The organism is Paucibacter sp. PLA-PC-4 (assembly GCF_026241155.1).
In the GTDB taxonomy this organism is placed as follows: domain Bacteria; phylum Pseudomonadota; class Gammaproteobacteria; order Burkholderiales; family Burkholderiaceae_C; genus Roseateles_E.
In genome coordinates this window covers 12,335-37,562 of the sequence record NZ_JAPFGP010000030.1, presented here as the reverse complement: position 1 = coordinate 37,562, position 25,228 = coordinate 12,335, and the positions used below count along the sequence as shown (strand labels likewise).

The following is a 25,228-nucleotide window of genomic DNA, read 5'->3' as shown; positions in this document are numbered from 1 at the left end:
ATAGCGCCGCTCTCTACAATCTCGCCATGCCCTTCGTCCATCTGCGTACCCATACCGAGTTTTCCGTCGTCGACGGCACCCTGAGAATCGACGATGCCGCGGCGGCGGCGGCCAAGGACGGGCAGCCGGCACTGGCCGTTACCGACCTGGCCAATCTGTTCGGCGGTGTCAAGTTCTACAACGCCTGCCGCAAGAAGGGCGTCAAACCCATTTTGGGTGCTGACTGCTGGCTGGAACCGGAGGGCTCGGACAAGCAACCCTCGCGTGTGCTACTGCTGATCCAGAACAAGCAGGGCTATCTGAACCTCAGCGAGCTGCTGTCGCGCGCCTGGATACAAAACGTGATCCGCAACCAGGCCTGCCTGAAGCTCGAATGGCTGCAGGAGCTGGGCGAGGGCCTGATCTGCCTGTCCGGGGCCCAGCACGGCGGCCTGGGCCAGGCCCTGCTGCAGGGCGATAAGGCGCGTGCGCTGGACTGGGCGCAGCGTCTGTCAAAGATCTTCCCGCAGCGCTTCTACATCGAGCTGCAGCGCGCCGGGCTGCCCGGCCAGGAGGCCTTGGTGCTGGCCAGCGTGCCCTTTGCCGCCGAGCTGGGTCTGCCGGTGGTGGCCACCCACCCGGTGCAGTTCCTGGCCGAGGAGGACTTCGAGGCCCATGAGGCGCGGGTCTGCGTCGCCGAGGGTGAGACCCTGGCCAACCCCAAGCGCATCAAGCGCTTCCTGCCGGGCCAGTATTTCCGCCCGCAGGCGGATATGGAGGCGCTGTTCGCAGATGTGCCCTCGGCGATCGCCAACACTGTGGAGATCGCACGGCGCTGCAGCCTGTCCCTGGTGCTTGGCAAGCCGCAGTTGCCCGACTTCCCGACGCCGCTGCAAGACGACGGCACGCCCATGCCGATGGATATCTATTTCCGCGCGCAGAGCTTTGATGGCCTGGAGCACCGGCTCAAGCAGCTGTACCCGGACCCGGCCAAGCGCGACGCAGAGCGGCCGCGCTATGTCGAGCGCCTGGAGTTCGAGTTGAACACCATCATCAAGATGGGCTTCCCGGGCTACTTCTTGATCGTGGGCGACTTCATCCAGTGGGCAAAGAACAATGGCTGCCCGGTAGGCCCGGGTCGGGGCTCGGGGGCCGGCTCGCTGGTCGCCTACGTGCTGCTGATCACCGACCTGGACCCGCTGCAGTACAACCTGCTGTTCGAGCGCTTCCTGAATCCTGAACGGGTCTCGATGCCCGACTTCGACATCGACTTCTGCCAGGGCAACCGCGATCGGGTGATCGACTACGTCAAGGATAAGTACGGTCGCCCGGCGGTCAGCCAGATCGCCACCTTCGGCACCATGGCGGCCAAGGCGGCGCTGCGAGATATCGGCCGGGTGCTGGGCATGGGCTTCGGCCAGGTCGACTCGATCGCCAAGCTGATCCCGGCGCCCCCCGGCAAGACCGTGACCCTGGCCCTGGTGCCCGAGAAGCCCGACGACAAGATCATCTACGCACGCAAGGAAGCACCTGAGATCGAGGAGCGTGAGGCGCTGGACGAGGAGGTGGCGGGCCTGTTGAAACTGGCCGCGCGGGTCGAGGGCATGGTGCGCAACATCGGCATGCATGCCGGCGGCGTGCTGATTGCGCCGGGCAAGATCACCGACTTCTGCCCTCAGTACCAGCAGCCCGGCTCGACGTCGGCGGTAAGTCAGTACGACAAGGACGACGTCGAGGCCATCGGCTTGGTCAAGTTCGACTTCTTGGGCCTGGCGACCTTGACCATCATGGAGCTGGCCAAGGAATTCATCACCTCGCGCTATCCGCAGCACCGAGACTTCGCCTTCGAGACCATTCCCCTGGACGACCGCAAGACCTACAAGCTGTTCTCCGACGGCCTGACCGAATCGGTTTTCCAGTTTGAATCCAGCGGCATGCAGAAGATGCTGCGGGAGGCCAAGCCCTCGCGGTTGGAAGACCTGATTGCGCTGAACGCGCTGTACCGGCCGGGGCCCATGGACCTGATCCCGACCTTTGTCGCGCGTAAGCATGGCAAGGAAAAGGTTGAGTACCCGCACCCGCTGGCCGAAGCGGTACTGGCCGAGACCTACGGCATCATGGTCTACCAGGAGCAGGTGATGCAGACCGCCCAGGTGCTGGGTGGCTACACGCTGGGCGGCGCCGACATGCTGCGCCGTGCGATGGGCAAGAAAAAGGCCGAGGAAATGGCCGCCCACCGCGAGCTGTTCCGCAAGGGCGCGGCAGAAAAGGGCATCGATCAGAACAAGGCCGACGAGGTTTTCGACCTGATGGAGAAGTTCGCTGGCTACGGCTTCAACAAGTCGCACGCCGCCGCCTACTCCCTCTTGGCCTATCACACCGGCTGGCTCAAAGTGCACTTCACGGCCGAGTTCTTCGCCGCGAACATGACCATCGAGTCGGACGATACCGACAAGCTCAAGGTCCTGATGAACGATGCCAAGCTCTTCGGCATCGAGTTCGAGCCACCCAATGTGAACCTGGGCGTACACCGCTTCGAGCCGCTGTCGGAGCGCAAGATCAATTACAGCCTGGGCGCGATCAAAGGCACCGGCGTCGGCGCGATCCACGCCATCGTCGCGGCGCGCACCGAAGGCGGACCGTTCAAGAGCTTCTTCGACTTCTGCGCCCGGGTCGACCGCAAGCAGGTCAACAAGCGCGTGGTCGAGGCACTGATCAAGGCCGGTGCCTTCGATGCGATCGAGCCCGACCGCGCCCGGCTGCTGGCCAGCGTGGCCCTGGGTTACACCTATGCAGACGGCCTGGCGCAGAACGTCGACCAGGGCGGATTGTTCGACTTCGACGACACCCACGGTTCCTCGACCGCCGAGCCGCCGCTGGTGCAGGCTGGGCCGTGGAGCATCAAAGAACGGCTGAGCCTGGAGAAGACGGCGATCGGCTACTACCTTAGCGGCCATCTCTTCGACCAAAGTGGCGAAGAGGTTCGGCGCATGGTCAAGCGCCGAGTCGTCGATCTACAGGACAGCCGTGAGCCCATCATGGTGGCCGGAATCGTCGGCGATCTGCGCATCATCAACGGCCACCGCGGCCGTGTCGCGATCTTCAAGCTCGACGACAAGAGCGACGCCATCGAGGCCGTGGCCAACGAGGAGCTGATCAATGCTCACAAGGAATTGCTGGCCGACGACGAACTGATCATCGTGCAGGGCAAGGTGCAAAACGACCGCTTCTCCGGAGGCTTGCGCCTGACTGTGCAAGCGGTCTGGGACCTGGCCGGCGCGCGGGCGCGCTTCGGCCGCTATGTCTATGTCCCGGTCAAGAACAAGCTGCCGCCGCTGGACGAGGTGGTCAAGCAATGGCCGGCGCGCCAGCAGCAGGGCGAGCAGGGCGTCGTCAACCAGGGCCTGAAAGTGATGACCCACCACTTCCTAGCCAGCGGTCAGGCCAAGATCGACCTCGGCGAGGACAGCCGCTTCTGGCCCTGCGACGAAGCACTCAAGCGCTTCGCAGCGATCAGCCCGGAGCCGCCGCAGATCGTCTACGAGTCGAGCTGAGGCGTGGCAGAACTAGATCAGCAACTGGCTGCGTCCATCAAACAGCGCCTCCTGCGTCATCCGCTGCAACTCCTGCAGCATGGCTGCCGACAGCTCGACGGCGGGTGAGTCCTGACCCGGACCGCGCGTCGGTTCCGCCTCAGCCGCGCCAAGCAGCACGTCCTGGGCTGGGGTCAGCAGCTCGGAGAGATGAGGCCGTGATGGCAGTGCCAGCACGGGCGCCACATCCAGGCTCGGCAGGACCAGCGCCATGCTGGCCGGCGGGGTCGGCGGCAGTGCGATGTCGAAGTCCAGCTCGATAGCCAGTTCCGGTCGGGACGGGGTCTGGATCGGCTCGAACTTGGGCAGCGTCGGCAGCGTGTCGAGCGGGCCCAGCCCGACCCCGCCCAGGTCCGGCCAGTTCTCGCTGGGCGCCGCGATACGGCTCAGACCCTGCAGCTGCAGCAGCGCGCGACGCGCTTCCTCGCTGAGTGCGGCAATGGCCTGAGCGCTCAGCGAGCGCAGCTGGGCATCGCTCATCGCGGCCGCCTGAGCGGTGCTGAGCACACCAATGTCGGCGGGGCTCAACGCGGCGAACTGCTGCGGCGCGAGGCCGTGGATTTGGTTGTCGTGCAATGCCTGTACTTGGCGGCCGCTGAGGGCCTCAATTTGCTGTGTGCTCATCGCATTGAGCTGATCTATATCCAGCGCGCGCAGCTGGGCGGCGCTGAACGCGGTGATTTGCTCGCTGCGCAGTGCCAGCAGATCGCTATCAGAGAACTGGTGCATGTCCTGTGTGCTGATAGCGGCGGTGTGTTGCGGGCTCAGCGCGCCGAGCTGGGCAGGGCTCAGTGCGTCGAAATGAGTGGGGCTCAGCGCTGCGATCACCTGCGTGCCCAGCGCCTGCAGCTGCGCCAGGCTCAGTGCTTGCAGCTGGTTGGCCGTCAGCGCCGCGCCCTGTGCGGCACTCAGCGAGCCCAGTTGCTAGGGTGTCAGCAAGGCCAGTGTGGACACCGGCAGTTCGCGCAGTGCTTGGGCCGAGAAGGCGCCGATCTGCTCGGGGCTCAGCACCTGCCACTGCTGGGCGTTCAAGGTCAGCACCTGGGCCGGACTCAGCACGGCCAGCTGTTCGGCGTCCAGCGAGGCGATCACGGCGCTGCTGAGCATGCTCAGGCGGTAGGGCGTGATCGCCCCCAGCTGGTTGCCGTAGAGATGATCGAATTGCTCGGGCGCCAGCGCCTGCAGCTGGGCCAGGCTGAGCCCGGCCAGGCTTGCATTGGACAGCGCGCCGATCTGCACCGGTGTCAGCTGGGCCAACTGGGCCGGCGCCAGCTCGCTGAGCTGGGCGGGGCTCAGCACGCTAATCTGGGTCACATTGAGGGCTCGCAAGGCCTCGGACGACAGCGCTCGCAAATCGCTTTTGTCGAGTGCTGCGACCTGGGCCTCGTCGAGCGCGGCGATCTGGCCGGGCCGCAGCGCGGCGATCTGCTCCGGGCGCAGTGCCGCGATGCCTGCGGTGCCCAGCGCCGTCAGCTGGTCGGGCTGCAAGGCCTGCAGTTGCTGGGCCTGCAACACCAGCAGATGGCTGGCGGGCAGGGCGCGGATCTGCGCCGCGCTGAGCTCGCTCAGGCTGGCACCGGACAAGGACTGCCAGGCCTCGGTCGTCAGCGCGGCGATCTGGGCGGCGCTTAGCACGCGCAGCTGGGTCTCGCTCAGTGCGGCGATCTGGGTCTCGCTGAGCGAGGCGAGCTGGGCACCGCTGAGCCCGCGCAGGGCCGCCGGGCTCAGCGCCGCCAAGATGTCGGTGCCCAGCGACTGCAGCTGACCGGTGCTCAAGCCACCGAGCTGGCGGCCGTTCAGGCCGGCCCACTGCTCGTCGCTCAGCGCCTGCAACTGGGCCGGCCCCAACGCCGCGAACTGCGCACTGCTTAGGCTGTTGAGCTGTCCCAGACCCAGTGCGCGCAGGTCCTCGGCTTCCAGCGCAGCCAGCTGCGCGGGCTTGAGTACGGCCAGCTGGCTGTTGCTCAGGCCGGCGATCTGGGCCGTGCCCAGACCCTGGATCTGAGTGGCGTCCAAGGACTGCAGGGCCAGCGGGCTCAGCATGCGAAGCTGGGTGGTGCTCAGCTCGGCCAGATGCTGGGGGCTCAGCGCGTCGAAATGCGCGAGGGTCAGCGCTGTCAGGGCTGCTGGGCTGAAATGGCTGAAATGGCTGAAATGGCTGAAATGGCTGAAATTCTCGGGGCTGAAGGCTTGCAGCTGGGCGCCGCTGAGACCTTGCAGATGCTTGACGCCCAGATGGCCGACTTGCTCGGGGCTCAGGGCCTGCAGCTGCTCAACGCTGAGGCTGGCGAACTGGACACGCGAAAACGCGTTGAGCTGGACGCTGTCAAACTCGGCCAGGCGTTCCGGCCGTATTGTGGCGATCTGCTGGGGTGTCAGGCGCGCAATCAGCGCAGGTTTCCAGATCGACCCGGGGGGCTGCTACTCATTTTTTCTCTACCTTGATCCTGGGACTCAAGTCCCGGCTCCATTTGTCCGATAAGCCTAAGTGGATCTGCAGCCGGCGGTCGCTGGAATAGGCGGGCGCTTTCGGTTCAGCGTCTGTTGTTTGTGCGTTGCTCCACCCTCTATTCGAGGCTGTCGCTGTGCGTTTGATCGGCGATGATGGTCGTCAACCCAGCCCCCCTCCACCCGAGACCGATCAGACCATGCAGCACATGGCGGCCCCGCCGACGACAGGATTGATACTGACCGGCGGCGGCGCGCGCGCCGCCTACCAGGTCGGGGTGCTGGCGGCGCTGGCTCAGCTCAAGCGCGATGCCGGCGCTATTGAGGGTAATCCCTTCAAAGTGATTGCCGGCACCTCGGCCGGTGCCATCAATGCCGCGACGCTGGCCTGCAATGCCGACGACTTCGATGGCGCGGTCGACGGGCTAACGCATCTGTGGCAGAACCTGCATGTCGAGCAGGTCTACTGCGCCGACTCCTTCGGCGTGATACGCACCGGCGCGCGCTGGATGACGATGATGAGCCTGGGCTGGGCGTTGGCGCGCTGGAAGCGCTCGCGCCCGCGCAGCCTGCTGGACAATGCGCCGCTCGGAGCCCTTCTGCGCCGCTGGGTGCGCATGGAGCGGCTCGATGAGATGCTGGCGGCCGGCCATATGCAGGCGCTGGCGATCAGCGGCTCCAGCTACACCTCGGGCCAGCATGTGACCTTCTACCAGACCCAGCTGCCGTTTGAACCCTGGCTGCGTTCGCAGCGCGTGGCCGTGAAGACACGGCTGTCGATCGAGCATCTGATGGCCTCGTCGGCCATCCCCTTCATCTTTCCGGCCGAGCTGCTGGATCTGGACGGCCGGCAGGAGTGGTTTGGCGACGGCTCGATGCGCCAGAGCGCGCCGATCTCGCCGGCCGTGCACCTGGGGGCCGACCGGGTGCTGGTCATCGGCGCGGGTCGCATGCATGAGCCGCCGGGTGCGCGCCGCGAGGTGCTGGTCGAGGGCCATCCCAGCATGGCGCAGATCGCAGGCCATGCCTTGTCGAACATCTTCTTGGATGCGCTGGCAGTCGATGTCGAGCGTCTGCAACGCATCAACAACACCTTGGGTCTGCTGACGCCCGAGGCTCGCCGCGCGACGCCGCTGCGGCCGCTCGATGTGCTGGTGATTGCGCCAAGCCGGCGCCTCGATGATCTGGCGGCCGAGCATCAGGCCAGCCTGCCGCCGCCGATCAAGGCGCTGCTGCGCAGTGTCGGCGTGGCCGGCGAGGGCAAGGCCGCCAGTGGCTCGGCACTGACCAGCTATTTGCTGTTCGAGCCCTCGTTCACCGGGGAGCTGATCATGCTGGGCATGGCCGACACGCTGGCGCGACGCAGCGATGTGCAGCGCTTCTTTGGCTGGCCGGCCCAGGCGCCCAGCGTCGATCCGGCCGCCATGCGCAAGCGCCGCGCCGGTTTTGCAGAGAACCTCAGTCCGGCGTAGCCAGCGGCAGCCGCAGTTCGGCGCGCAGCCCGCCTTCGGGGCGATTGATCAGATGCAGACTGCCGCCCTGGCGCTGCATCAGGTCGCGGGCGATGTAGAGGCCCAAACCCATTCCGCCGGTGTCGCGGCTGCGCGAGCCCTCCAGGCGGTAGAAGGGCTGGAACACCGCCTCCAGTTGGGCTGGAGGGATGCCGGGCCCCGAGTCGTCAATGCGGATGCAGACCTGGCGGCCCCGCGACTCGACACTGATGTCGGCCCGGCCGCCATAGCGCAGGGCATTGCCCAGCAGATTGCCCAGCACACGGCGCAGCGCCAGCGGGCGGGCCCGCGCGATGGCCGGGGCGGCGGTGTAGGTCACCGGCTGTCTTTGTTCGATCAGGTCATCGCTGAGCGCCTGCAGTAGCGCATCGATATCGGTGTCTTGCAGTGGCTCGACTGCATGGGTCTGGCTGCGGAACAGTGTCAGCACCGTGTCAATCAGGCCGTTCATCTCGCGGATGTCGGCGACGGAGCGCTCGCGCAGCACCGGCGCCGCATCCATGGTCTCCAGCCGCATGCGCAGGCGGGTCAGCGGGGTGCGCAAGTCATGCGAGATCGCGGCCATCATCAGGCCGCGCTCGCTGAACTGGCGCTGTAGCTCGCGGGCCATGCGGTTGAAGACTCGCGCAGCCTCGCGTACCTCCTGGCTGCCGCTGTGTTCATCGAGTTCTGGCAAGGGCTCCTGGCCGCCCAGAGCCTCGCCCAGGGTCTGCGATGCCTGCACCAGACGGCGTACCGGCGCGGCCACCCAGCGCGAGCCGAACCAGGCCGCCAGCGCGATCACGAGCAGGCGCATACCATAATCGAGCATCAGCGCGTCGGTGGGCAGGCCAGTCGCCTGCGGGGGCGGCTCGGCCAGACTGTCGGGTGGCGGCGGACCAGGCGGCGGGCGTTGGCTCCCGTGCTCGTCCTGCGGCAGTCCGGGCGTGGGCGGCAGTGAGGGAAACACCGGCAGCCGGGCCGGCGTGCCGCGCTCAAAATGCAGCAGATGGACGGCCGCGAACGCGGCCAGATGACTGGCCACCAGGGCCGCCCACATCAGCAGGAACAGGCGCTTGGCCAGGGTGTCGGTGAACCAGCCCATCGCGCTCAGCCTGGCTTGGCGTCGAACAGATAGCCCTCGCCGCGCATCGTGCGTATCAGGCGTGGTTCGCGCGAAGAATCGGCCAGCTTCTGGCGCAGCCGCGAGACGGTCAGGTCGATGCTGCGGTCATTGACCTCGACGCCCGGCGCACGGGTCAGCTCGATCAGCTGCTCGCGGCTGAGCACTCGACCGGGCCGCTCGACAAAGGCCGACAGTAGGCGGTACTCGGCGCTGGACAGGGCCACCACCACCTCGCCCGGCGAGATCAGCTGGCGCAGCAGGCGGTCGAAGCGCCAGCCCTCGAAGCGCAACTCGCGCGGCGGCTCGGCGCCCGATGCCGGCTGGCGCTCTCCCTGTTGGACGCGCCGGCGTATCGCGTGGATGCGGGCCACCAGCTCGCGCGGCTCGAAGGGTTTGGGCAGGTAGTCGTCGGCCCCCATCTCCAGGCCAAGCACGCGGCTGAAAGGGTCGCCCTGGGCGGTCAGCATCACGATAGCCACGCCGGGATGCTGAGCGCGCAGCCACTGGCATAGCGACAGTCCGTTCTCGTCGGGCAGCATCAGGTCCAGCACGACGACATCGAAGGCTTGGGCGCCGACCCGGCGTCGCATCTCGGCGCCGTCGGCCGCAGCGGCCACTTGCATGCCGAAGCGCTGCAAAAAATCTTGCAGGGCGCTGCGGATCTCGCCGTCGTCGTCCACTACCAGGCAGTGGATCGCGCTGGCGTTCATAAGGCCTTCCATCGGTGCATCCGCGGACGATACACCAGGGGCGCGAGCACTCAAGCAGCGATGCCCACGGTGAGGTTGGCGATGTAGCCGGTCGCGACGCTGCCCGTCATGCTTGCGAGCTGGGTCGTGACGCCGTCGCTGAAAACATTGTCGCTGGCGAAGCTGATCGCGGCCAGATTGCGGATGCTGGCGCTGTAGGCGGCTACGCTGTTGTAGACGTCGCTGCAGACCTCCGTGGGGAACGCAATCTGCGAGGTCTTGAGCTTGTTGCTGTAGGCGCTGGCGCTGTTGACGCTGCGGAATACCTCGAAATGCACATGGGGCATGCGGCCCGCGTAGCAGCCGGGCACGATGGTCGTAAAGCTGACCGTGCCATCGCTGCCGGTTTGCTGTACACCGCGCAGGTAGTTTTCGGCGGTGATGCCGCTGGAGTACATCGAATAGCGGCCCTCGGCGTCACAGTGCCACAGATAGATCGCATAGCCGGCGAGGTCGGTGCAGCCGCCGTTCGTGTTGACCAGCTTCAGCGTGAGGGTCAGCAAGACGCCCGCCGCGCTACCGCTGGCGCTGGCGATGCTGGTGCGGATATCGCTACGCACAATGCCGCTGAGGGTCAGTGCATTGGCGATCCCGCCGTTGACGCTGTTGGAGCCGTCGCCCGGGTAGGGGCCGGCGGTCTCCTCGGGGATGACCGAGCAGCTGCTGGTGGTGGTGCTTGTTCCGGTCGTCGTGCCGGTGTCGCTGGTCGAGGTGGTGGCGGTGTTGTCCTCGCCAGCGCCGCCGCCGCAGCCGATCAGCATCAGGCCGCCGGCGCCGGCCAGAAATCCAATAGCGCGGCGGCGCTGCTGCAACTGCTGGGCCTGGAGCCGGGCCAGGTCACGGGCCAGACCATGGTCGTGACCTTCACTGTCGTGGTTGGCGGCTTTGTGCATGCGGACTCCTGTTGGGTGGACATCGGGGCGGTAATCGCCCGGTGTCTGCATTGGAGCCGCCGTCCTTGTCGGCAAGATAGGCAGATTGTGTCCGGCTTGACACATCGGCCGGGAGCCTGCTCCTCGCAGGGCAAGCCACGTAGACTGCAGTCGCAGGTCTGTCAACTCGCGTGCCATCCCCGTACCGATGGCGCCCCCACCCGGCCGTGCAGGCCGGCACAGTCCTTGAACAGGGCCTAGGCCCGTGCGGCCAGCAAGCGCTCGGCCAGCGCCGGCGGCGCAGCGATGAGCCTCTAGAGCTGGCGACGCCGTCTTGTCATCATCGTGTTCAGTCGCCAATCTGCGCCTGCACCATCGAGGCATAGGCTCCGCCCCGGGCCAGCAGCTCGGCGTGGCTTCCGCTTTCGATCACTCGACCGGCGCCCAGCACATGGATGGCATCGGCCGAACGCACGGTGGACAGGCGGTGAGCGATCACGATCAGGGTCTTGCGGCCTTGCCATTGGTCGAGCGCCTGCTGCACCGCGCGTTCGCTCTCGGTGTCCAGTGCCGAGGTTGCTTCGTCGAAGACCCAGATTGGCGCATCCTTGTAGAGCGCGCGGGCGATCGCCAGACGCTGGCGCTGGCCGCCGGACAGCATGCTGCCGTTGGCACCGACCGGGCTATCAAGCCCCTGGGGCAGGCTCTGCACAAAGTCCCACAGATGGGCGGCGCGCAGCGCCTGCTCCAGGCGGGCCGGGTCGCGCGGCTGGGCATAGGCGATGTTGTCTGCCACCGAGGCGTCGAACAGCACGATGTCCTGCGAGACGACAGCGAACTGACGGCGCAGATTGGCGCGCCGGAGCTCGTCGATGTCGACGCCGTCAAGGAGGATGCGCCCGGCGTCTGGCCTGCCGAAGCCCTGAAGCAGATGGATCACCGAGCTCTTGCCAGCGCCCGATGAGCCGACCAAGGCCGTGGTGCGGCCGGCGGGGATCAGCAGGTTCAGGCCATCCAGTGCGGCGCTGTCGGCGCCGGGGTAGCGCAGGCGCACGTCCTGCAGCTGCAGCTCGCCGCGCACGGCAGCGAGTTCGCGCCGGCCTTCGTCGTGCTCGGCCGGCAAGTCCAGCAACTGCAGGCAGCCGCGCGCTATCACCAGGGCATTGGTGATCGGTGTCGCCAGATCGCTGAGATGGCGCAGCCGCGAGACCAGCAGCAGCAGTGCGGTGATGTAGGCGATGAAGTCGGCGGCTGAGGCCTGATTCGCGCGCGCCTGCAGCAGGGCCAGCGCGACGATCAGCGACAGGCCGATGCTGGCCACCAGCTGCGACAGCGGCTGGCTCAAGGCGCCGGCCGCGACCTGCTTGAGCGTGTTGCGCCGCACTTGCTGGGCGATGTCCTCGAAGCGTGCGCGTTCGTGGGTGGCGGCATCGAAGCTGCGCACCACGCGCCAGGCGCGGGTGAGGTCGTCGACCTTGGCCGACAGCTGCATTTGCGCGTCGTAGCTGAGATTGCCCATCGCGCGCACCCGCTTGTTGACCTTCTTGACTACAAAGGCCATCAAGGGCAGGGTGACCATGGACAGCAGGGTCAGCTGCCAGTTCAGGAAGAAGAGGTAGCCCAGCATGGCGACGGCTGGCAGGCCGTCACGCAGCACCGTCGCGACGGTGCCACCCAGCAGGGACAGCGATTGCTGCGGGTCGTTGACGACCTTGGTGACCGCCGTGCCGGCCTGCAGGCTGGTGTAGACACTGGCATCGGCGCGCAGCAGCGCATCGACCAGAGCTTTGCGCAGGTCCATCACGCTTCGCAGCACGGTCCAGTTCAGCATGTACTGGCCGGCAAAGCCGGCGACGCCGCGCAGCGCAAACAGGCTGACCAGCACCAGCGGGATCCACCAGATCGAGAAGGTCTGGCGCTCAAAGCCCTTGCCGAACACTGTCTTGATCAGCTCGGGGATCAGTGGCTCGGTAGCCGCCGCCGCCACATAGGCAAGCACGGTCAGCACCAGCCCCATGCGATAGGGGCGCACAAAGCCGAGTAGCCGGCCCAGTGTGGGATCAAGATTCATGCGTTTGCCTTTGCGGCGCGCCGCAGCCAGTAATGGAGCCGACTGGCGCGCCACAGCCAGCCGCGCGCCAAGTAGGCACGCAGCAGAGCCTGACCGCTCAGCGGCGAGTTGTCCTGAAACTGCTGCAGACAGCGCGCCAGTGCGGCCTCGTCCGCTTGGCGGGCCATGAAGCGGGCCGCGCTGACAAAGCCACGTCCAGCGAAGTGCGCTAGCGCGAAGCGTGCCGCCTCGCTGATCGGCGGCTGCTGGGCGTCCAACGCGGCCGGCAGACCGACCAGTGCGTTCATCATGTCGTCGATCTTGCGGGGGGTCAGCGTGGCGAGAATGCTGCCAACGCGCTGGCGATAACCTACCCAGACGCGCGGCGCATAAACATAGCTGGTGGCGCGCAGCGCCAGGGCCGGGGTGGTGTACATGTCTTCGTAGTAGCGGCCAACGGGGAAACGCAGATCATCGCCCCACAGACCGCGTCTGGAGATTTTGCTCCAGCTGTGCAGCTGACCCAGCGAAAACAGGCCTCGTAGCAGGGCCGAGCGGTCGCTGAGCAACTGATCGCTCGGCCCATCGAAGCTAGGGCGATGCAGCTCACCGCGCCAGACATGTTTGCGCTTCATACGTTCGCGCAGGGTCCGAAAGTCGCACAGCACCAGGTCGGGGGCGTGGCCCTTCACGATCGCGGCGAGATCCGCGATTGCTCCGGGCATCAGTTCGTCGTCGGAGTCCAAGAACCATAGGTACTCGCCACGGCTGGCCTCCAGTAGCGTGTTGCGTGCGGCACTCAGGCCGCTGTTGTGCTGGTGGCGCAACAGGGTCAGCCGGCCCGGGTTCTCCTCGGCCAGCGTGTGCATCAGCGCAGCCGAGCCATCGGTGGAGACATCGTCGAGCAGCAGGATTTCGACACCGGCATCGGCCTGCGACAGCACCGAAGTAACGCAGGCGCGCAGCCAGGCCTCGACGTTGTAGACCGGGACCAGCACACTGAGCCAGGGGCGAGGTGCCATGGTCATGTCTTTGCTGCGGCCTTGCGCAGCCAATACTGCAGGCGCAGCCAGCGCCAGATCCAGCCGCGTTGCAGGTACTGGGCGCGCAAGGACTCGGGCCTGTCATCCAGGGTTTGTCTCAGACGCTGCAGATACAGGGGCAATAGCGCCCTGGCGCCCTGTCGGCAGGCATGCCGGCAGGCACTGATGAAGGTTACGGCAGCGAAATAGGCCAGGGAAAAGCGCGCGGCCTTATCGACGCCAGCGCTGCGCAGTTCGGCGCCAAAGCCGCTGAGGGCGAAGCTCATGTCGTCGAGCTTCTTGGTGTCCAGGTGGGCCAGTACGCTGCCTTCGCGCTTGCGGTAGCCGATCCAGACCTCGGGCACATGGCAATAGCTATTCGCAAGCAGTATCACGCGCGGCATCACGGCCGTGTCCTCAAAGAAGCGGCCGACCGGGAAGCGCAGCTGTGCGGGCCAGAGGCTGCGTTTGATGATCTTGCACCACGGCTGCAGATGGCCGGCCTCGAACAGGCCCTGGATCAGGCGCGAACGGTCCTGCAACCGTTGGTGCGAAGGGCCGATGAAGCTGTGCATATGCAATTCGCCCCGGCGCGCGTGTTTGGGCTTGAACTGCTCACGCAGGATGCGAAAGTCGCACATCAGCACATCGGGTTGAGACTGCGCCGCCAGCGCGCGCCGCAGCCCTGCGATGGCACCCGGCAGCAGCAGATCATCCGGATCGATGAACCACAGATAGTCGCCGGTGGCGGCATCCAGCAGGCTGTTGCGGGCGGCGCTGATGCCCTGGTTGCGCGCATGACGCAGAAGTCGCAGGCGACCGGGCTGCTGCCGCTGGAACTCTTCGATCAGTTCGGCCGAACCGTCATCCGAGGCGTCGTCAAGCAGCAGGACCTCGACGCCGTCATCGCATTGCGCCAGGATCGAGTCCAGGCAGGCGCCTAGATAGGGACGCACGCGGAATACCGGCAGCAGCAGGCTCAGCCAAGGGGTCATCGGCGGGCCGCTCCAGCGTTGACCAAGTTGGCGAAAAGATCTTCATAGCGGCTCAGCATCAAAGCCAGGCTGTGCTCTTGCAGTGCCTGGCGGCGCCCGGCAGCGGCCAGCGTGGAGGCCTGAGCGGGCTGCTGCAGCAGCTGGGCGATCGCATCAGCCAGCGCCCCTGCATCTTGATGCGGTACCAGCCGCCCGGTGACGCCGTCGCGTATCAGTTCCTGAATGCCCGGGACGGCCGAGCCGAGCGCGACACAGCCCGCCGCCATGCCCTCGACCAAGGAAAGTGGCATGCCCTCGTAGTGGCTGGACAGCACGGCGATCTGGTGCTGCATGAGCAGCTCGGGCATACGGGCATGAAAGCCAAGGAATTGCACCTGGTCCTGTAGGTCCAGTTGCTGCACCAAAGCCTTGGCCTTGTCCAGATGGCGCTTGCTGCCACCGCCGGCCAGCAGCAGGGGCGGGGTCAGTCCTTGCCGGCGCAGCAGGGCCAGGGCCTGCAGCAAGGTGGCGTGGTCTTTCTGGCCGGCAAATCGAGCGGCCATCACCAGACCGGGCACGCGCCGGGCATAGGGATGACGGTCAGCATCGGCAAAGGGCTCGAGCCGAATGCCATTCGAGATTGCCAGGGTCTTGTCGGCCGGCATGTCCAGCGCCAGCAGGCTCTGGCGCACTCCCTCTGAGCAACCGACGATGGCATCACTGCGGCGCGCCAACCAGCGGGTTTGCAGCAGGCGCCATCGGCTGTAGCGCTCGCGCGAGTTGTGCTCGACGTGCACCAGATGGGGCACCCCCGCCAGCAGCCCGGCCCAGCGCCCCAGCAGGTGCTCGGGGAAGCCGTGGGCCACCAGCACATCGGGGCAAAAGCGGCGGCAGATCTGCCGCAGGCGCCAGATCGTCGCGGCATGGCTCCAGCCCGGCACGAGTTCGAGCGGCAGGCCTTGCTGCTGCAGCGCGGCGACACGCTGCGGGTCGGTCTGGCGCTTACTCCGCAGTACCAGCAGAGGCTCGCTGCGGCTGCTGGCTTGGGCCGCGCGCACCAAATCGAGCGCCACCTGCGTAGCGCCGGAGAAGCCGCCGGTGACGAAGTGCAGGACCTTGGGCGGCGGGCTCATTCGCGCCAGTGGTCCGCGATCCAAGGTGCCGGCTTGGCGCGGCGCCAGTTGCCGTTGCTGCGTCCGGCCAACGCGTCGGGCGGGTTCATCACACCGTGGAAGATCAGGATGCGGGCACTCTTGGGAATGAAGGGGGCGCGCCAGTAGTTACTGGGCCAGCGCGGGATGCAGTGGTATTTGTAGCTGGCGCACCAGGCTGCATCCCAGTACTTCAGCAAGCCCTTGGCTTGCATCTCGTTGGACAGATAGGCCTGCTCGTTGCGCACCTCGGCGCGGATACTCTCGAACTCGCGGCGGAACTTGGCCAGCACATCGGCATGAGCACCCAGGGTGAAGCGATACACCGAGGAGTTGCCGGTGATGCGCCAGGGGCGTTTCCAATCATGGATGATCAGGAACTCGCCGGGCACCTCGAAGAAGGGTGTGATGTCGTCGACGATAACGACATCGAGATCGAGGAACAGGGCCGTGCCTTTGAGGCCATGCAGATCCGCCTCAAAAGTGGTCAGCTTGGTCCAGCCGCGCTCGGGAATGCCGGGCGGCAGGGCGAGGTCGGGGATCGGCAGGCACTGGACCTCGGCGCGGATGCCCTCATGGCGGTCGGTCAGGCAAACGAAACGGAATTCGCCGCGCAGATGGCGGCGCACCATCGCGTACAGACGGTTGACGTACTCGGGGCCGTACTTCGTGCCCCATTTCATGCAGAGAATGACGCGGTCGCTCGCCATGGTGTCTTTAGAGTTCTTCCACGTGGCGTGGCGGGTAGGTGTCCCAGTTCAGGCAGCCCGGGCATTGCCAGAAATAGTGCTGGGCCTCGAAACCGCAGGCGGCGCAGCGATAGCGCTGCAGCGGCCGGCTGGCACGGTCCAGCGCGGCGGCCATCAACGGGGCTTCTTCGTCGCTGAGTTGGGCCTTGCTCTGGGTCAGCAGCATGCGGGCGGCGCTGAGGCTGGGTTCGGCGCGCAGATGGGTCACCAAGCGCTGGCGCTGGGCGGCCGCGGCCGGCTCCAGCTTAGCGATGGCCAGCAGCAGATGCATGCCGGGCGCGCGCTGGTACTGAGCCAGCAGCGTGGCCAGCGCCGGCTCGGTCGCACCGATTGCCAGGGCGGCGTCGGCATAGTCACCGGCCACCAGATTGAAGGCCTCGGGCTTGGCGCTGAGCAACTGGGCATAGGCGGCCATCGCCTGCTCGGGCTGTCCGCGCCGGGCCAGCATCTGACCGGCCAGCACATGGGCTCGGGCCGCCTGGGGCGCGGTCTTGCGGGCCTGGGCCAGCAGCTCCTGCGCCTCACCATGCGCGTTGCGGGCCTGGGCTTCCAGCGCCTGCTCGCACAGATAGTTGGCTATGCGAGCTGCAAACGAGGCGGTGCCACCTTGCTCCAGATGGCGAGCCACGTCGGCGGCCTTGCGCCATTCGCGCGAGCGCTCGTACAGCGACAGCAAGGCCAGCTCGGCCTCTGTCTCAAAGGCGGTGCCGCGCAGCGCGTTAAAAGCCTCCTCGGCACGGTCGAATAGGCCGGCCTTGAAGAAGTCCTGGGCTAGCGCATGCTGGGCTCGGTCGCGTTCGGCGCGCGGCAGGTCGCCGCGCTGCAACAGATGCTGGTGCACCCGCACCGCTCGCTCATACTCGCCGCGGCGGCGGAATAGGTTGCCCAGGGCGAAGTGCAGCTCGGAGGTGTCGGGATCGTTTTGCACCGCCTCGATGAAAGCGTCGATTGCCTTGTCTTGCTGCTCGTTGAGCAGCAAGTTCAGACCCTTGAAATAGGCCTTGGGGGCATCACGCTGCTCGCGCTTCCATTGCCGCGCATCGAGTTTGGAGGCCAGCCAGCCGAGCCCGAAGGCTACCGGTAGCGCGAACAGCAGCCAGCGTAGATCAAAGTCCATCGCGTACGCCGCTGGGGGTCTGAACTTCGGTGGGTGTGGGCGCGTCGGAAACGGCCGGTGCGATGTCGCTGCCTCGCTGTGCGACGCGGCGGTGCTTCCACCAGGCCGGCACCATGGCCAGCACGCCCAGCGCGGCTCCGCAGCCGAAGGCTAGCAGCACGATGATGACCATCGGCGCGCGCCACTCGTGGCCAAAGAACCAGCGCACGGTGGCCTCCTGGCTGTTGTTCAGCGCGAAGGCGAAGAGGGCGAAAAAGATGAAGGCCCGCAAGAGCCAGACAAAGATACGCATCGAGGCGGATTCTAGGGGGCGGCGCTCGTCTTGACTGCGCTCAGGCGTGAATCTCGCTGCCCTTGTCGTCGAGCACCGGCAGCTGTTCGTCGACCGACTCGCGCAGGGCTTTGCCCGGTTTGAAATGTGGCACCAGCTTTTCGGGGATCAGTACCTGCTCGCCGCTGCGCGGATTGCGGCCCATGCGGGGAGGGCGACGGTTGATCGAGAAGCTGCCGAAGCCGCGGATCTCGATGCGGTGGCCCTTGGCCAGCGCGTCGGACATCGCGTCCAGAATGGTCTTGACCGCGAACTCGGTGTCGCGCTGGGTGAGCTGGCCAAAGCGCTCGGCCAGATGGGCAACAAGATCGGATCGGGTCATGAGGTCAGGAATTCTTGTGTTTGGAATTGAAACAGGCTCGCCCTCGAAAGAGTGGCGAGCCTGCAGGGTCACCGCAACGCCAAGGCTACCAGAGCCCGGGCGTCTCGAGACAGGGATTAGTTCCCTTGGTTGTCCAGCTTGGCGCGCAGCAAGGCGCCCAGGCTGGTCGTACCGGCGTTCTCACGCTCGGACGTGGCGGACAGACGCTGCATTGCCTCTTGGCTGTCTGCATTGTCCTTGGCCTTGATCGACAGCTGGATGTTGCGGGTCTTGCGGTCGATGTTGACGACGATGGAGGTGACTTCGTCGCCTTCCTTCAGGACGTTGCGGGCGTCTTCCACGCGGTCGCGGGAGATTTCCGAAGCGCGCAGGTAGCCCAGCACGCCATCGGCCAGTTCGATTTCGGCGCCGCGCGCGTCAACCGTCTTGACCTTGCCGGTCACCGACATGCCGCGGTCATTGACCGTGGTGTAGGCGGTGAAGGGGTCGCTGTCCAACTGCTTGATGCCCAGCGAGATGCGCTCGCGCTCGACATCCACGGCCAGCACGACTGCTTCGACTTCCTGGCCCTTCTTGAAGTTGCGCACGGCAGCTTCGCCGGTCTCGTCCCAGGACAGGTCGGACAGGTGCACCAGACCGTCGATGCCTTGAGCCAGGCCGACGAACACGCCGAAGTCGGTGATCGACTTGACCGGGCCCTTGACCTTGTCGCCGCGCTTGACGTTCTCGGCGAATTCTTCCCAAGGATTGGCCTTGCACTGCTTCATGCCCAGCGAGATGCGACGCTTGTCTTCGTCGATCTCCAGCACCATGACTTCGACTTCGTCGCCCAGCGAGACGATCTTCGAAGGTGCGACGTTCTTGTTGGTCCAGTCCATTTCGGAGACGTGCACCAGGCCTTCGATGCCCGGCTCGATCTCGACGAACGCGCCGTAGTCTGCGATGTTGGTGACCTTGCCGAACAGGCGGGTGCTGGTCGGGTAGCGGCGAGCAACGCCGAACCACGGGTCATCGCCCAGCTGCTTCAGGCCCAGCGAGACGCGGTTCTTCTCGGCGTCGAACTTCAGGACCTTGGCGGTCAGTTCCTGGCCAACCGTCACGACTTCCGACGGGTGACGGACACGGCGCCATGCCATGTCGGTGATGTGCAGCAGGCCGTCGATGCCGCCCAGATCCACGAAGGCACCGTATTCGGTGATGTTCTTGACCACGCCGTTGACGATGGCGCCTTCGGACAGGGTTTCGAGCAACTTGGCGCGCTCTTCGCCCATCGAAGCCTCGACCACAGCGCGGCGCGACAACACGACGTTGTTGCGCTTGCGGTCCAGCTTGATGACCTTGAACTCCATGGTCTTGCCCTCGTACGGGCTCATGTCCTTGACCGGACGGGTGTCCAGCAGCGAACCCGGCAGGAAGGCACGGATGCCGTTGACGAGGACGGTCAGGCCGCCCTTGACCTTGCCCGACACGGTACCGGTCACGAAGTCGCCCGACTCCAGTGCGGTTTCCAGGCTCAGCCACGAGGCCAGGCGCTTAGCCTTGTCGCGCGACAGGATGGTGTCGCCGTAGCCGTTTTCGATGGCGTCGATGGCCACGGACACGAAGTCACCGACTTGAACTTCCAGTTCGCCCTGGTCGTTCTTGAATTCTTCGATAGGCACGTAGGCTTCGGACTTCAGGCCTGCGTTGACGACGACGAAGCTGTGCTCGACGCGAACGACTTCAGCGGAGATCACTTCGCCGGCGCGCATGTCGGACTTCTGCAGCGACTCTTCGAACATTGCTGCGAAGGAGTCCATGCCAGAAGCGGTTTGGGTTTGGGACATTGTGTTTCCTGTGCGTCGACCAAGGCGTTTGGTCCAGGCGCGGTGGGTGCAAGACGGGCTTGCGGGTTAGGTTGTAGACATCGCCGCCCTCGATGAACTGGCGTTCGGAGGGAAGGGCAGCGGGCCCTGGCTTCTCAGGCCTGGACCGTCTCCCACTCAACGCTGGGTTTGAAACGGCCGGCGCTCTTCCCACCAACCCAGCACTTGATCCCTTGATTGCTCAATGGTCTGGGCCGAGTTGTCGAGGCTTTGCGCATCTGCGGCGGGCTTCAAAGGCGAGGCGCTGCGATTGCTGTCGCGGGCGTCCCGTGCTTCTAAATCTGCACGCAAGCCCGCGATATTAGCCGGAATTCCCTTGGAAATCAATTGCTTATGGCGGCGCTCGGCGCGCGTCTGGGCGCTCGCGGTCAGGAATACCTTCAGCGCAGCGTCTGGAAACACGGCCGAACCCATATCGCGGCCGTCGGCTACCAGGCCGGGCAACTGGCGGAAATCGAGCTGCAACTGGTTCAGCGCGGCGCGCACTTCGGCATGGACCGCCACCTGGGAGGCCATCAGGCCGACGGCTTCGGCGCGCAAGAGCTCGCTAATGTCCTCATCGCCCAGATAAGCCCGGCCCTTGCGAAAGCGCAGATCCAGCCCTGCCGTGATGCGGGCGACCGCTGCGCCATCGTCCAGATCGATGCCTGCACGTGAGGCTGCCAGGCCGGCGGCACGGTACAGCGCGCCCGAATCCAGCACGATATAGCCCAGAGCATGGGCGACCTCATCTGCCAGGGTGCCCTTGCCGGACGCGGTCGGGCCATCGATGGTCAGCACTGGGATGTCGTCGGGGCGGGCTTGCACCAGCTCAAACAGAGTCTCGAAATAGTCGGGGAAGGTCTTGGCCACGCAGTGCGGCTCGAGGATGCGCACCGGGAGGGCTGGTCCGTCAGGGGCCGTGACCAGGCCGTTGAATGCGGCAAGTGAGAAGCACATCGCGACCCGATGGTCGTCGTAGGTGTGGATGGCGGCAGGCCGCCACGTCTTTGGCGGCTGCACGCGCAGCCAGTCCGGACCTTCGTCGACCTCGGCGCCGAGCTTGCGTAACTCGACGGCCATTGCGGTCAGGCGGTCGGTTTCCTTGACGCGCCAAGAGGCGATATTGCGCAGGGTGCTGGGGCCGTCGGCATACAGCGCCATCACGGCCAGCGTCATTGCCGCGTCAGGGATGTGATTGCAGTCAAGATCCAATGCCTTCAAAGGCCAGGCGCCGCGCCGGACTTCCAGCCAGTTGGGCCCGGACTCGATCAGGGCGCCCATGGCCCTGGCTGCCTCGACAAAGCGCACATCTCCCTGCAGCGAGGCTGAGCCTACGCCCTCGATACGGACCGGCGCGTCAAGGGCTGCAATCGCGCCCAGCGCGACAAAATAGGAGGCCGACGAGGCGTCGCCCTCGACGTGAACCTCCCCCGGCGAGCGGTAGCGGCTGCCGGCCGGTATCGTGAATCGCTGCCAGCTTTCGCGCCGCACCTCGATGCCAAAGCGCTTGAGCAACTCGAGCGTGATGTGGATATAGGGCTTGGAGATCAGTTCTCCGATCACCTCGATCTGCACATCCTGCTCGGCCACGAGGGGCAGGGCCAGCAGCAGCGCGGTCAGAAATTGGCTGGAGACATCGCCGCGTACGCGCACCGGCTCGCTCAGGCGCAGGCTCGATGGGCCACGCAGGCGCAGCGGCGGATAGCCCGGCTGGCCCAGACATTCGATCTCGCAGCCTAGGCCGCGCAGCGCATCGACCAGATCGCCGATCGGCCGCTCATGCATGCGTGGCACGCCGCTGAGCTCGAAGTCGCCCCCCTGAGTGGCGGCGAGCAGGGCCAGCGCGGCGGTCAGCGGCCGCATCGCGGTGCCGGCATTGCCGAGGAAGAGCTTGGCCTGCTGAGCGCCCAGGCGGGCGCCGATGCCGGTCACCTTAAGTGGCCCGCCCGCTGTCTGATCCAAGGTGCAGCCGAGTTCCTTCAGCGCGGTCAGCATCACGGCGGTGTCGTCGGAGTCCAGCAGATCGTGGACGAGCGTCGTGCCCTCGGACAGGCCGGCCAGCAGCAGCACCCGGTTGGAGATGCTTTTGGAGCCCGGCAGGCGCACGGTGCCTGCGGCGCTGCGCAGCGGCGGCAGGTCGAGGAAGGGGATCTTGAACATGCAGAGGTCAGAAAATCAGTTGTCTTTGCGCGTAGTGGCGCGCGGCGCATTCATATGCCAATTGGCACGGGCCTCGGCGATCAGACGGATGCGAGCTTCCAGCGCAGCGGCATCGCCGCTGTGGATCATGGCTTCCAGTGCGTCGAGCGCTTGCCGGAACAGGCGCGACTGCGCCAGCAACTCGCCCTTGTTGGCCATCAGAATGTCGCGCCAGACCGCTGGCTCGCTGGCGGCGATGCGGGTGAAGTCGCGAAAGCCCGGGCCCGCCAGGCTCAGATAGTCGCGACCAGCGGGCTGGCTGGCCACCGCCTGGAAAAAGGCGAAGGCCAACAGGTGCGGTAAGTGGCTGACGGCGGCAAAAGCGGCGTCGTGGTTCTCGGGGGTCATCTTCAACACCTGGGATCCCAGGGCCGACCAGATGTCTGTGGCCTTTTGCACCAGACCGGCATCGGTCTCGGGCAGCGGCGTCAGGATGACTTGGCGGCCCTGGTAGAGCGTGGCGTCAGCGTTCTGCACGCCGCCCGACTCCTTGCCGGCAATCGGATGGGCCGGCACAAAGGCGGGCAGCTTGTCGCCCAGCGCGCGTCGTGCCGCCTCGGCCACATCGCATTTGGTCGAGCCGACATCCATGAACAGCACCTTGCGCTCGACCAGATGGCGCACCGCGCGCAGGCTGGCTTCGGTGGCTGCCACCGGAACGGCCAGCAGCACGATGTCCGAGCCGGCTACTGCCTGCAGCGCAGATTCGGCCACCATATCGATGACACCCAGGCGCTTGGCCGTTTCGGTGGTCGACGGCGACTTGCTGTAGCCGACGATGCGTTTGACGAGGCCGGCCTTCTTCATCGCCAACGCGAACGAGCCACCCATCAGGCCGCAGCCGATCACACCGAGTTGTTTATACATATCAGCGTCCGCCTGCCCGTGCGAAGGGCGCTGAACGCCCCCCCGAGGGGCAAGGAACGAAGTGAACGTGGGGGCGGATCATCTCAGTGGCTATCCAAAGGGTAAGTGCCCAGCAGTTTGAAGAAGGCGCAGGCCTCGCGCAACTCGCGCATCGCCTGGGCGACATGGGGCTGGTCGGGGTGGCCTTGCAGATCGATGTAGAAGTAGTACTCCCACTGACCCGAGCGGGCCGGGCGCGACTCGAAACGCGTCATCGAGACGCCGCGCTCCTTCAGCGGCACCAGCATGTCGTGCACCGCTCCGGGCTTGTTGGTCACCGAGACCACCAGACTGATGCAGTCGTTGCCCGATGCCTTGGGGGCAGGATGCCGATCCGGGTGCGTGACGATGGCAAAGCGGGTCCGGTTGTGGGCATCGTCCTGGATGGCGGGGGCCACCAGATGCAGGCCGTACTCGCTGCCGGCGCGCTCGCTGGCGATGCCGGCCAGGCGTTTGTCCAGCGAGGCCAGGCGGGCGCCCTCGGCATTGCTGGACACAGGGCGGCGCTCGGCATGGGGCAGATGGGTCGACAGCCAACCATGGCACTGGGCCAGGGCCTGAGGGTGCGCGCAGACGGCCTGGATATCGTCCAGAGAGTTTTCACGCCGCAGCAGGTTGTGGCGCACGAACAAGCTGGTCTCGCCGATGATGAACAGTGGCGTGGTAAGAAAGAGGTCCAGCGAGCGCGCGACCACGCCCTCGGTCGAGTTCTCGACCGGTACGACGCCGAAATCGGCGGCGCCAGCGGTGGTGGTACGGAACACCTCGTCGATGCTGGTGCAGGGCACTTGCACGATGGAGCTGCCGAAAAAACCCAGCGCGGCCTGCTCGCTGAAGGTGCCGGCCGGGCCCAGATAGGCCACGCGGGTCGGTGTTTCTAGCGCGCGACAAGCCGACATGATCTCGCGCCAGATCGGCGCCACACTGTCGCTCTTCAGCGGACCGGCATTGCGGGATTTCAGTCCCCCAATGACCTGGGCCTCGCGCTCGGGGCGGAAGACCACCGAGCCCTCTTTTTTCTTCAGCTCGCCGACCTCACAGGCCAGCGTTGCGCGACGATTCAGCAACTGCAGCAATTGCTGGTCGACCGCGTCGATCTGATCGCGCAGTTTCAGCAATTCGGGATCGGCGCCGGGAATGCTGCCAGGTTTCGGGCTATCAGCCATGGCTTGTCTCAAAGTCCTTCAGATACGTGACCAGCGCCTGCACGCCTTCCAGCGGCATGGCGTTGTAGATGGATGCACGCATGCCGCCCACAGACTTGTGGCCTTTGAGTTGCAGCAGCCCGCGTTCCCTGGCACCAGCCAGGAAGGCGTCGTTCAAGCGCTCGGTGTTGTATTGACCGCGCAGATAGAACGGAATATTCATGCGCGAGCGGCAGTCGGCCGCGACGCGGTTTTCAAACAGGCCCGAACCGTCCAGTGCGCCGTAGAGCAGATTGGCCTTGTCGATATTGCGCTGCTCGATTGCGGCCAGGCCGGTCTTGCCGCCGTAGCTGAATTTCTTCAGCCACTGGAACACCAGGCCCGCGACATAAATCGCGAAGGTTGGCGGCGTGTTGAACATCGACTGCGCATCGGCCACGATCTTGTAGTCGAAGGCCGACGGGCAGGCCGGTAATGCATGACCCAGCAGATCCTCGCGCACATAGACCAGGGTCACGCCGGCGGGGCCGATATTCTTCTGCGCGCCGCCAAAGGCCAGGCCTAGCTTGGACCAGTCGATGGCCCGAGAGAGCTGATGCGAAGACACATCGGCCACCAACGGCGCCTCGCTGCCCATGGCCTTGAGGTCGGGCAGGGTGTGGAACTCGGTGCCGTCGATGGTCTCGTTGCTGCAGATATGGACGTAGGCCGCATCTTTGCGAAGCCGCCAGTCGCCGGGCAGCGCGGTGTAGCTGGACGCAGCACCGTCGGCTGCGATTTGCACATCTGCGTAGCGGCGGGCTTCCTCGGCGCTCTTCTTCGACCAGGATCCGCTGACCACGACGTCCACTTTACCGCCGCGCGAGAGATTCAGCGGCACGATCGCGTTCTCGGCCAAGCCGCCGCCCTGCATGAACAGGATGCGGAAGTTGGCCGGCACCTGGAGCAGCTCCCGAAGATCGCGCTCGGCCGTCTCGGCGATTGACATGAACTCGCGGCCGCGATGGCTCATTTCCATCACGCTCATGCCCGAGCCCTGCCAGTCCAGCATCTCCGCGGCCACTTGGCGCAACACCTCTTCGGGCAGGGCGGCAGGGCCGGCGGAGAAATTGAACGGGCGCTGGGTCATGGATCGTGGCGGCTGAGCTTGTGAGGCTG

Annotated in this window: 21 protein-coding genes; 3 read left to right on the top strand and 18 right to left on the bottom strand. The window is 65.9% G+C overall.

Annotation, left to right across the window (positions count from 1 at the left end; all coding sequences use genetic code 11):
* Nucleotides 1-26 precede the first annotated feature (26 nt).
* Entirely contained in the window at nt 27-3,533 is a 3,507-nt protein-coding gene (gene dnaE, locus OOZ63_RS27425; protein WP_266008866.1) for a DNA polymerase III subunit alpha, read from the top strand.
* Between the two features lie 12 nt (nt 3,534-3,545).
* Here the strand turns inward: dnaE and OOZ63_RS27420 are convergent, their stop codons facing one another.
* Both OOZ63_RS27420 and OOZ63_RS27415 read right to left on the bottom strand, forming a co-directional pair.
* The gene (locus tag OOZ63_RS27420; protein ID WP_416234791.1) at nt 3,546-4,421 is read right to left on the bottom strand and encodes a hypothetical protein; all 876 of its coding nucleotides are present in this window, start codon (nt 4,419-4,421) and stop codon (nt 3,546-3,548) included.
* A gap of 75 nt (nt 4,422-4,496) precedes the next feature.
* The gene (locus tag OOZ63_RS27415) at nt 4,497-5,636 is read right to left on the bottom strand and encodes a hypothetical protein (protein ID WP_266008878.1); all 1,140 of its coding nucleotides are present in this window, start codon (nt 5,634-5,636) and stop codon (nt 4,497-4,499) included.
* A gap of 81 nt (nt 5,637-5,717) precedes the next feature.
* On the opposite strand from OOZ63_RS27415, the gene OOZ63_RS27410 reads away from it, so the two are divergent.
* Together OOZ63_RS27410 and OOZ63_RS27405 are read left to right on the top strand one after the other, a co-directional pair.
* Nucleotides 5,718-6,017 carry a hypothetical protein gene (locus OOZ63_RS27410; protein ID WP_266008865.1) on the top strand — a complete coding sequence of 100 codons (300 nt, stop codon included), beginning with the start codon at nt 5,718-5,720 and terminating at the stop codon, nt 6,015-6,017.
* Nucleotides 6,018-6,229: 212 nt separating this feature from the next.
* Complete coding sequence (locus OOZ63_RS27405; protein WP_266008877.1) at nt 6,230-7,492, top strand: patatin-like phospholipase family protein; 1,263 nt, start codon at nt 6,230-6,232, stop codon at nt 7,490-7,492.
* Here the strand turns inward: OOZ63_RS27405 and OOZ63_RS27400 are convergent.
* From OOZ63_RS27400 to serC, 16 genes are all read right to left on the bottom strand, one after another.
* Nucleotides 7,479-8,615 carry an ATP-binding protein gene (locus OOZ63_RS27400; RefSeq protein ID WP_266008864.1) on the bottom strand — a complete coding sequence of 379 codons (1,137 nt, stop codon included), beginning with the start codon at nt 8,613-8,615 and terminating at the stop codon, nt 7,479-7,481. The two genes, OOZ63_RS27405 and OOZ63_RS27400, sit on opposite strands and share 14 nt — an antisense overlap.
* Nucleotides 8,616-8,620: 5 nt before the next feature.
* A complete protein-coding gene (locus OOZ63_RS27395) occupies nt 8,621-9,346 on the bottom strand; it encodes a response regulator (protein ID WP_266008863.1) in 726 nt (241 codons plus the stop codon).
* 50 nt (nt 9,347-9,396) lie between these two features.
* The gene (locus OOZ63_RS27390) at nt 9,397-10,278 is read right to left on the bottom strand and encodes an intradiol ring-cleavage dioxygenase (protein ID WP_266008862.1); all 882 of its coding nucleotides are present in this window, start codon (nt 10,276-10,278) and stop codon (nt 9,397-9,399) included.
* A gap of 328 nt (nt 10,279-10,606) precedes the next feature.
* Entirely contained in the window at nt 10,607-12,328 is a 1,722-nt protein-coding gene (gene msbA, locus OOZ63_RS27385) for a lipid A export permease/ATP-binding protein MsbA (protein ID WP_266008861.1), read from the bottom strand.
* The gene (locus tag OOZ63_RS27380) at nt 12,325-13,335 is read right to left on the bottom strand and encodes a glycosyltransferase family 2 protein (RefSeq protein WP_266008859.1); all 1,011 of its coding nucleotides are present in this window, start codon (nt 13,333-13,335) and stop codon (nt 12,325-12,327) included. Before OOZ63_RS27380 ends, msbA begins: the two co-directional genes overlap by 4 nt.
* Complete coding sequence (locus tag OOZ63_RS27375) at nt 13,332-14,324, bottom strand: glycosyltransferase family 2 protein (RefSeq protein ID WP_266008857.1); 993 nt, start codon at nt 14,322-14,324, stop codon at nt 13,332-13,334. Before OOZ63_RS27375 ends, OOZ63_RS27380 begins: the two co-directional genes overlap by 4 nt.
* Complete coding sequence (locus OOZ63_RS27370; RefSeq protein ID WP_266008856.1) at nt 14,321-15,436, bottom strand: glycosyltransferase; 1,116 nt, start codon at nt 15,434-15,436, stop codon at nt 14,321-14,323. The genes OOZ63_RS27375 and OOZ63_RS27370 overlap by 4 nt, the downstream gene beginning before the upstream one ends.
* Nucleotides 15,433-16,164, bottom strand: coding sequence for a glycosyltransferase (locus OOZ63_RS27365; protein ID WP_266008855.1), 732 nt, complete (start codon nt 16,162-16,164; stop codon nt 15,433-15,435). Before OOZ63_RS27365 ends, OOZ63_RS27370 begins: the two co-directional genes overlap by 4 nt.
* Nucleotides 16,165-16,171: 7 nt before the next feature.
* Nucleotides 16,172-17,320, bottom strand: coding sequence for a lipopolysaccharide assembly protein LapB (lapB, locus tag OOZ63_RS27360; protein WP_266008854.1), 1,149 nt, complete (start codon nt 17,318-17,320; stop codon nt 16,172-16,174).
* The gene (locus OOZ63_RS27355) at nt 17,310-17,612 is read right to left on the bottom strand and encodes a LapA family protein (protein WP_266008853.1); all 303 of its coding nucleotides are present in this window, start codon (nt 17,610-17,612) and stop codon (nt 17,310-17,312) included. The genes lapB and OOZ63_RS27355 overlap by 11 nt, the downstream gene beginning before the upstream one ends.
* Before the next feature lie 40 nt (nt 17,613-17,652).
* Complete coding sequence (locus OOZ63_RS27350) at nt 17,653-17,973, bottom strand: integration host factor subunit beta (RefSeq protein ID WP_137940822.1); 321 nt, start codon at nt 17,971-17,973, stop codon at nt 17,653-17,655.
* A 116-nt stretch (nt 17,974-18,089) separates the two neighbouring features.
* Complete coding sequence (gene rpsA, locus OOZ63_RS27345) at nt 18,090-19,799, bottom strand: 30S ribosomal protein S1 (protein WP_137940821.1); 1,710 nt, start codon at nt 19,797-19,799, stop codon at nt 18,090-18,092.
* 156 nt (nt 19,800-19,955) lie between these two features.
* Nucleotides 19,956-21,980 carry a bifunctional 3-phosphoshikimate 1-carboxyvinyltransferase/cytidylate kinase gene (locus OOZ63_RS27340; protein ID WP_266008852.1) on the bottom strand — a complete coding sequence of 675 codons (2,025 nt, stop codon included), beginning with the start codon at nt 21,978-21,980 and terminating at the stop codon, nt 19,956-19,958.
* 15 nt (nt 21,981-21,995) lie between these two features.
* Nucleotides 21,996-22,886: a prephenate dehydrogenase gene (locus OOZ63_RS27335; protein WP_266008851.1), complete on the bottom strand. Its 891-nt coding sequence runs from the start codon at nt 22,884-22,886 to the stop codon at nt 21,996-21,998.
* 83 nt (nt 22,887-22,969) lie between these two features.
* Nucleotides 22,970-24,091, bottom strand: a complete 1,122-nt coding sequence (gene pheA, locus OOZ63_RS27330) for a prephenate dehydratase (RefSeq protein WP_266008849.1) — start codon at nt 24,089-24,091, stop codon at nt 22,970-22,972.
* Complete coding sequence (gene serC, locus OOZ63_RS27325; protein ID WP_266008848.1) at nt 24,084-25,199, bottom strand: 3-phosphoserine/phosphohydroxythreonine transaminase; 1,116 nt, start codon at nt 25,197-25,199, stop codon at nt 24,084-24,086. Before serC ends, pheA begins: the two co-directional genes overlap by 8 nt.
* Nucleotides 25,200-25,228: the final 29 nt, after the last annotated feature.

Excerpts from the sequence above, each read along its gene's own strand:
- dnaE (WP_266008866.1), top strand. The coding sequence starts at position 27 with ATGCCCTTCGTCCATCTGCGTACCCATACCGAGTTTTCCGTCGTCGAC.
- OOZ63_RS27410 (WP_266008865.1), top strand. The coding sequence starts at position 5,718 with ATGGCTGAAATGGCTGAAATGGCTGAAATTCTCGGGGCTGAAGGCTTG.
- OOZ63_RS27405 (WP_266008877.1), top strand. The coding sequence starts at position 6,230 with ATGGCGGCCCCGCCGACGACAGGATTGATACTGACCGGCGGCGGCGCG.
- OOZ63_RS27400 (WP_266008864.1), bottom strand. The coding sequence starts at position 8,615 with ATGGGCTGGTTCACCGACACCCTGGCCAAGCGCCTGTTCCTGCTGATG.
- OOZ63_RS27395 (WP_266008863.1), bottom strand. The coding sequence starts at position 9,346 with ATGAACGCCAGCGCGATCCACTGCCTGGTAGTGGACGACGACGGCGAG.
- OOZ63_RS27390 (WP_266008862.1), bottom strand. The coding sequence starts at position 10,278 with ATGCACAAAGCCGCCAACCACGACAGTGAAGGTCACGACCATGGTCTG.
- msbA (WP_266008861.1), bottom strand. The coding sequence starts at position 12,328 with ATGAATCTTGATCCCACACTGGGCCGGCTACTCGGCTTTGTGCGCCCC.
- OOZ63_RS27380 (WP_266008859.1), bottom strand. The coding sequence starts at position 13,335 with ATGACCATGGCACCTCGCCCCTGGCTCAGTGTGCTGGTCCCGGTCTAC.
- OOZ63_RS27375 (WP_266008857.1), bottom strand. The coding sequence starts at position 14,324 with ATGACCCCTTGGCTGAGCCTGCTGCTGCCGGTATTCCGCGTGCGTCCC.
- OOZ63_RS27370 (WP_266008856.1), bottom strand. The coding sequence starts at position 15,436 with ATGAGCCCGCCGCCCAAGGTCCTGCACTTCGTCACCGGCGGCTTCTCC.
- OOZ63_RS27365 (WP_266008855.1), bottom strand. The coding sequence starts at position 16,164 with ATGGCGAGCGACCGCGTCATTCTCTGCATGAAATGGGGCACGAAGTAC.
- lapB (WP_266008854.1), bottom strand. The coding sequence starts at position 17,320 with ATGGACTTTGATCTACGCTGGCTGCTGTTCGCGCTACCGGTAGCCTTC.
- OOZ63_RS27355 (WP_266008853.1), bottom strand. The coding sequence starts at position 17,612 with ATGCGTATCTTTGTCTGGCTCTTGCGGGCCTTCATCTTTTTCGCCCTC.
- OOZ63_RS27350 (WP_137940822.1), bottom strand. The coding sequence starts at position 17,973 with ATGACCCGATCCGATCTTGTTGCCCATCTGGCCGAGCGCTTTGGCCAG.
- rpsA (WP_137940821.1), bottom strand. The coding sequence starts at position 19,799 with ATGTCCCAAACCCAAACCGCTTCTGGCATGGACTCCTTCGCAGCAATG.
- OOZ63_RS27340 (WP_266008852.1), bottom strand. The coding sequence starts at position 21,980 with ATGTTCAAGATCCCCTTCCTCGACCTGCCGCCGCTGCGCAGCGCCGCA.
- OOZ63_RS27335 (WP_266008851.1), bottom strand. The coding sequence starts at position 22,886 with ATGTATAAACAACTCGGTGTGATCGGCTGCGGCCTGATGGGTGGCTCG.
- pheA (WP_266008849.1), bottom strand. The coding sequence starts at position 24,091 with ATGGCTGATAGCCCGAAACCTGGCAGCATTCCCGGCGCCGATCCCGAA.
- serC (WP_266008848.1), bottom strand. The coding sequence starts at position 25,199 with ATGACCCAGCGCCCGTTCAATTTCTCCGCCGGCCCTGCCGCCCTGCCC.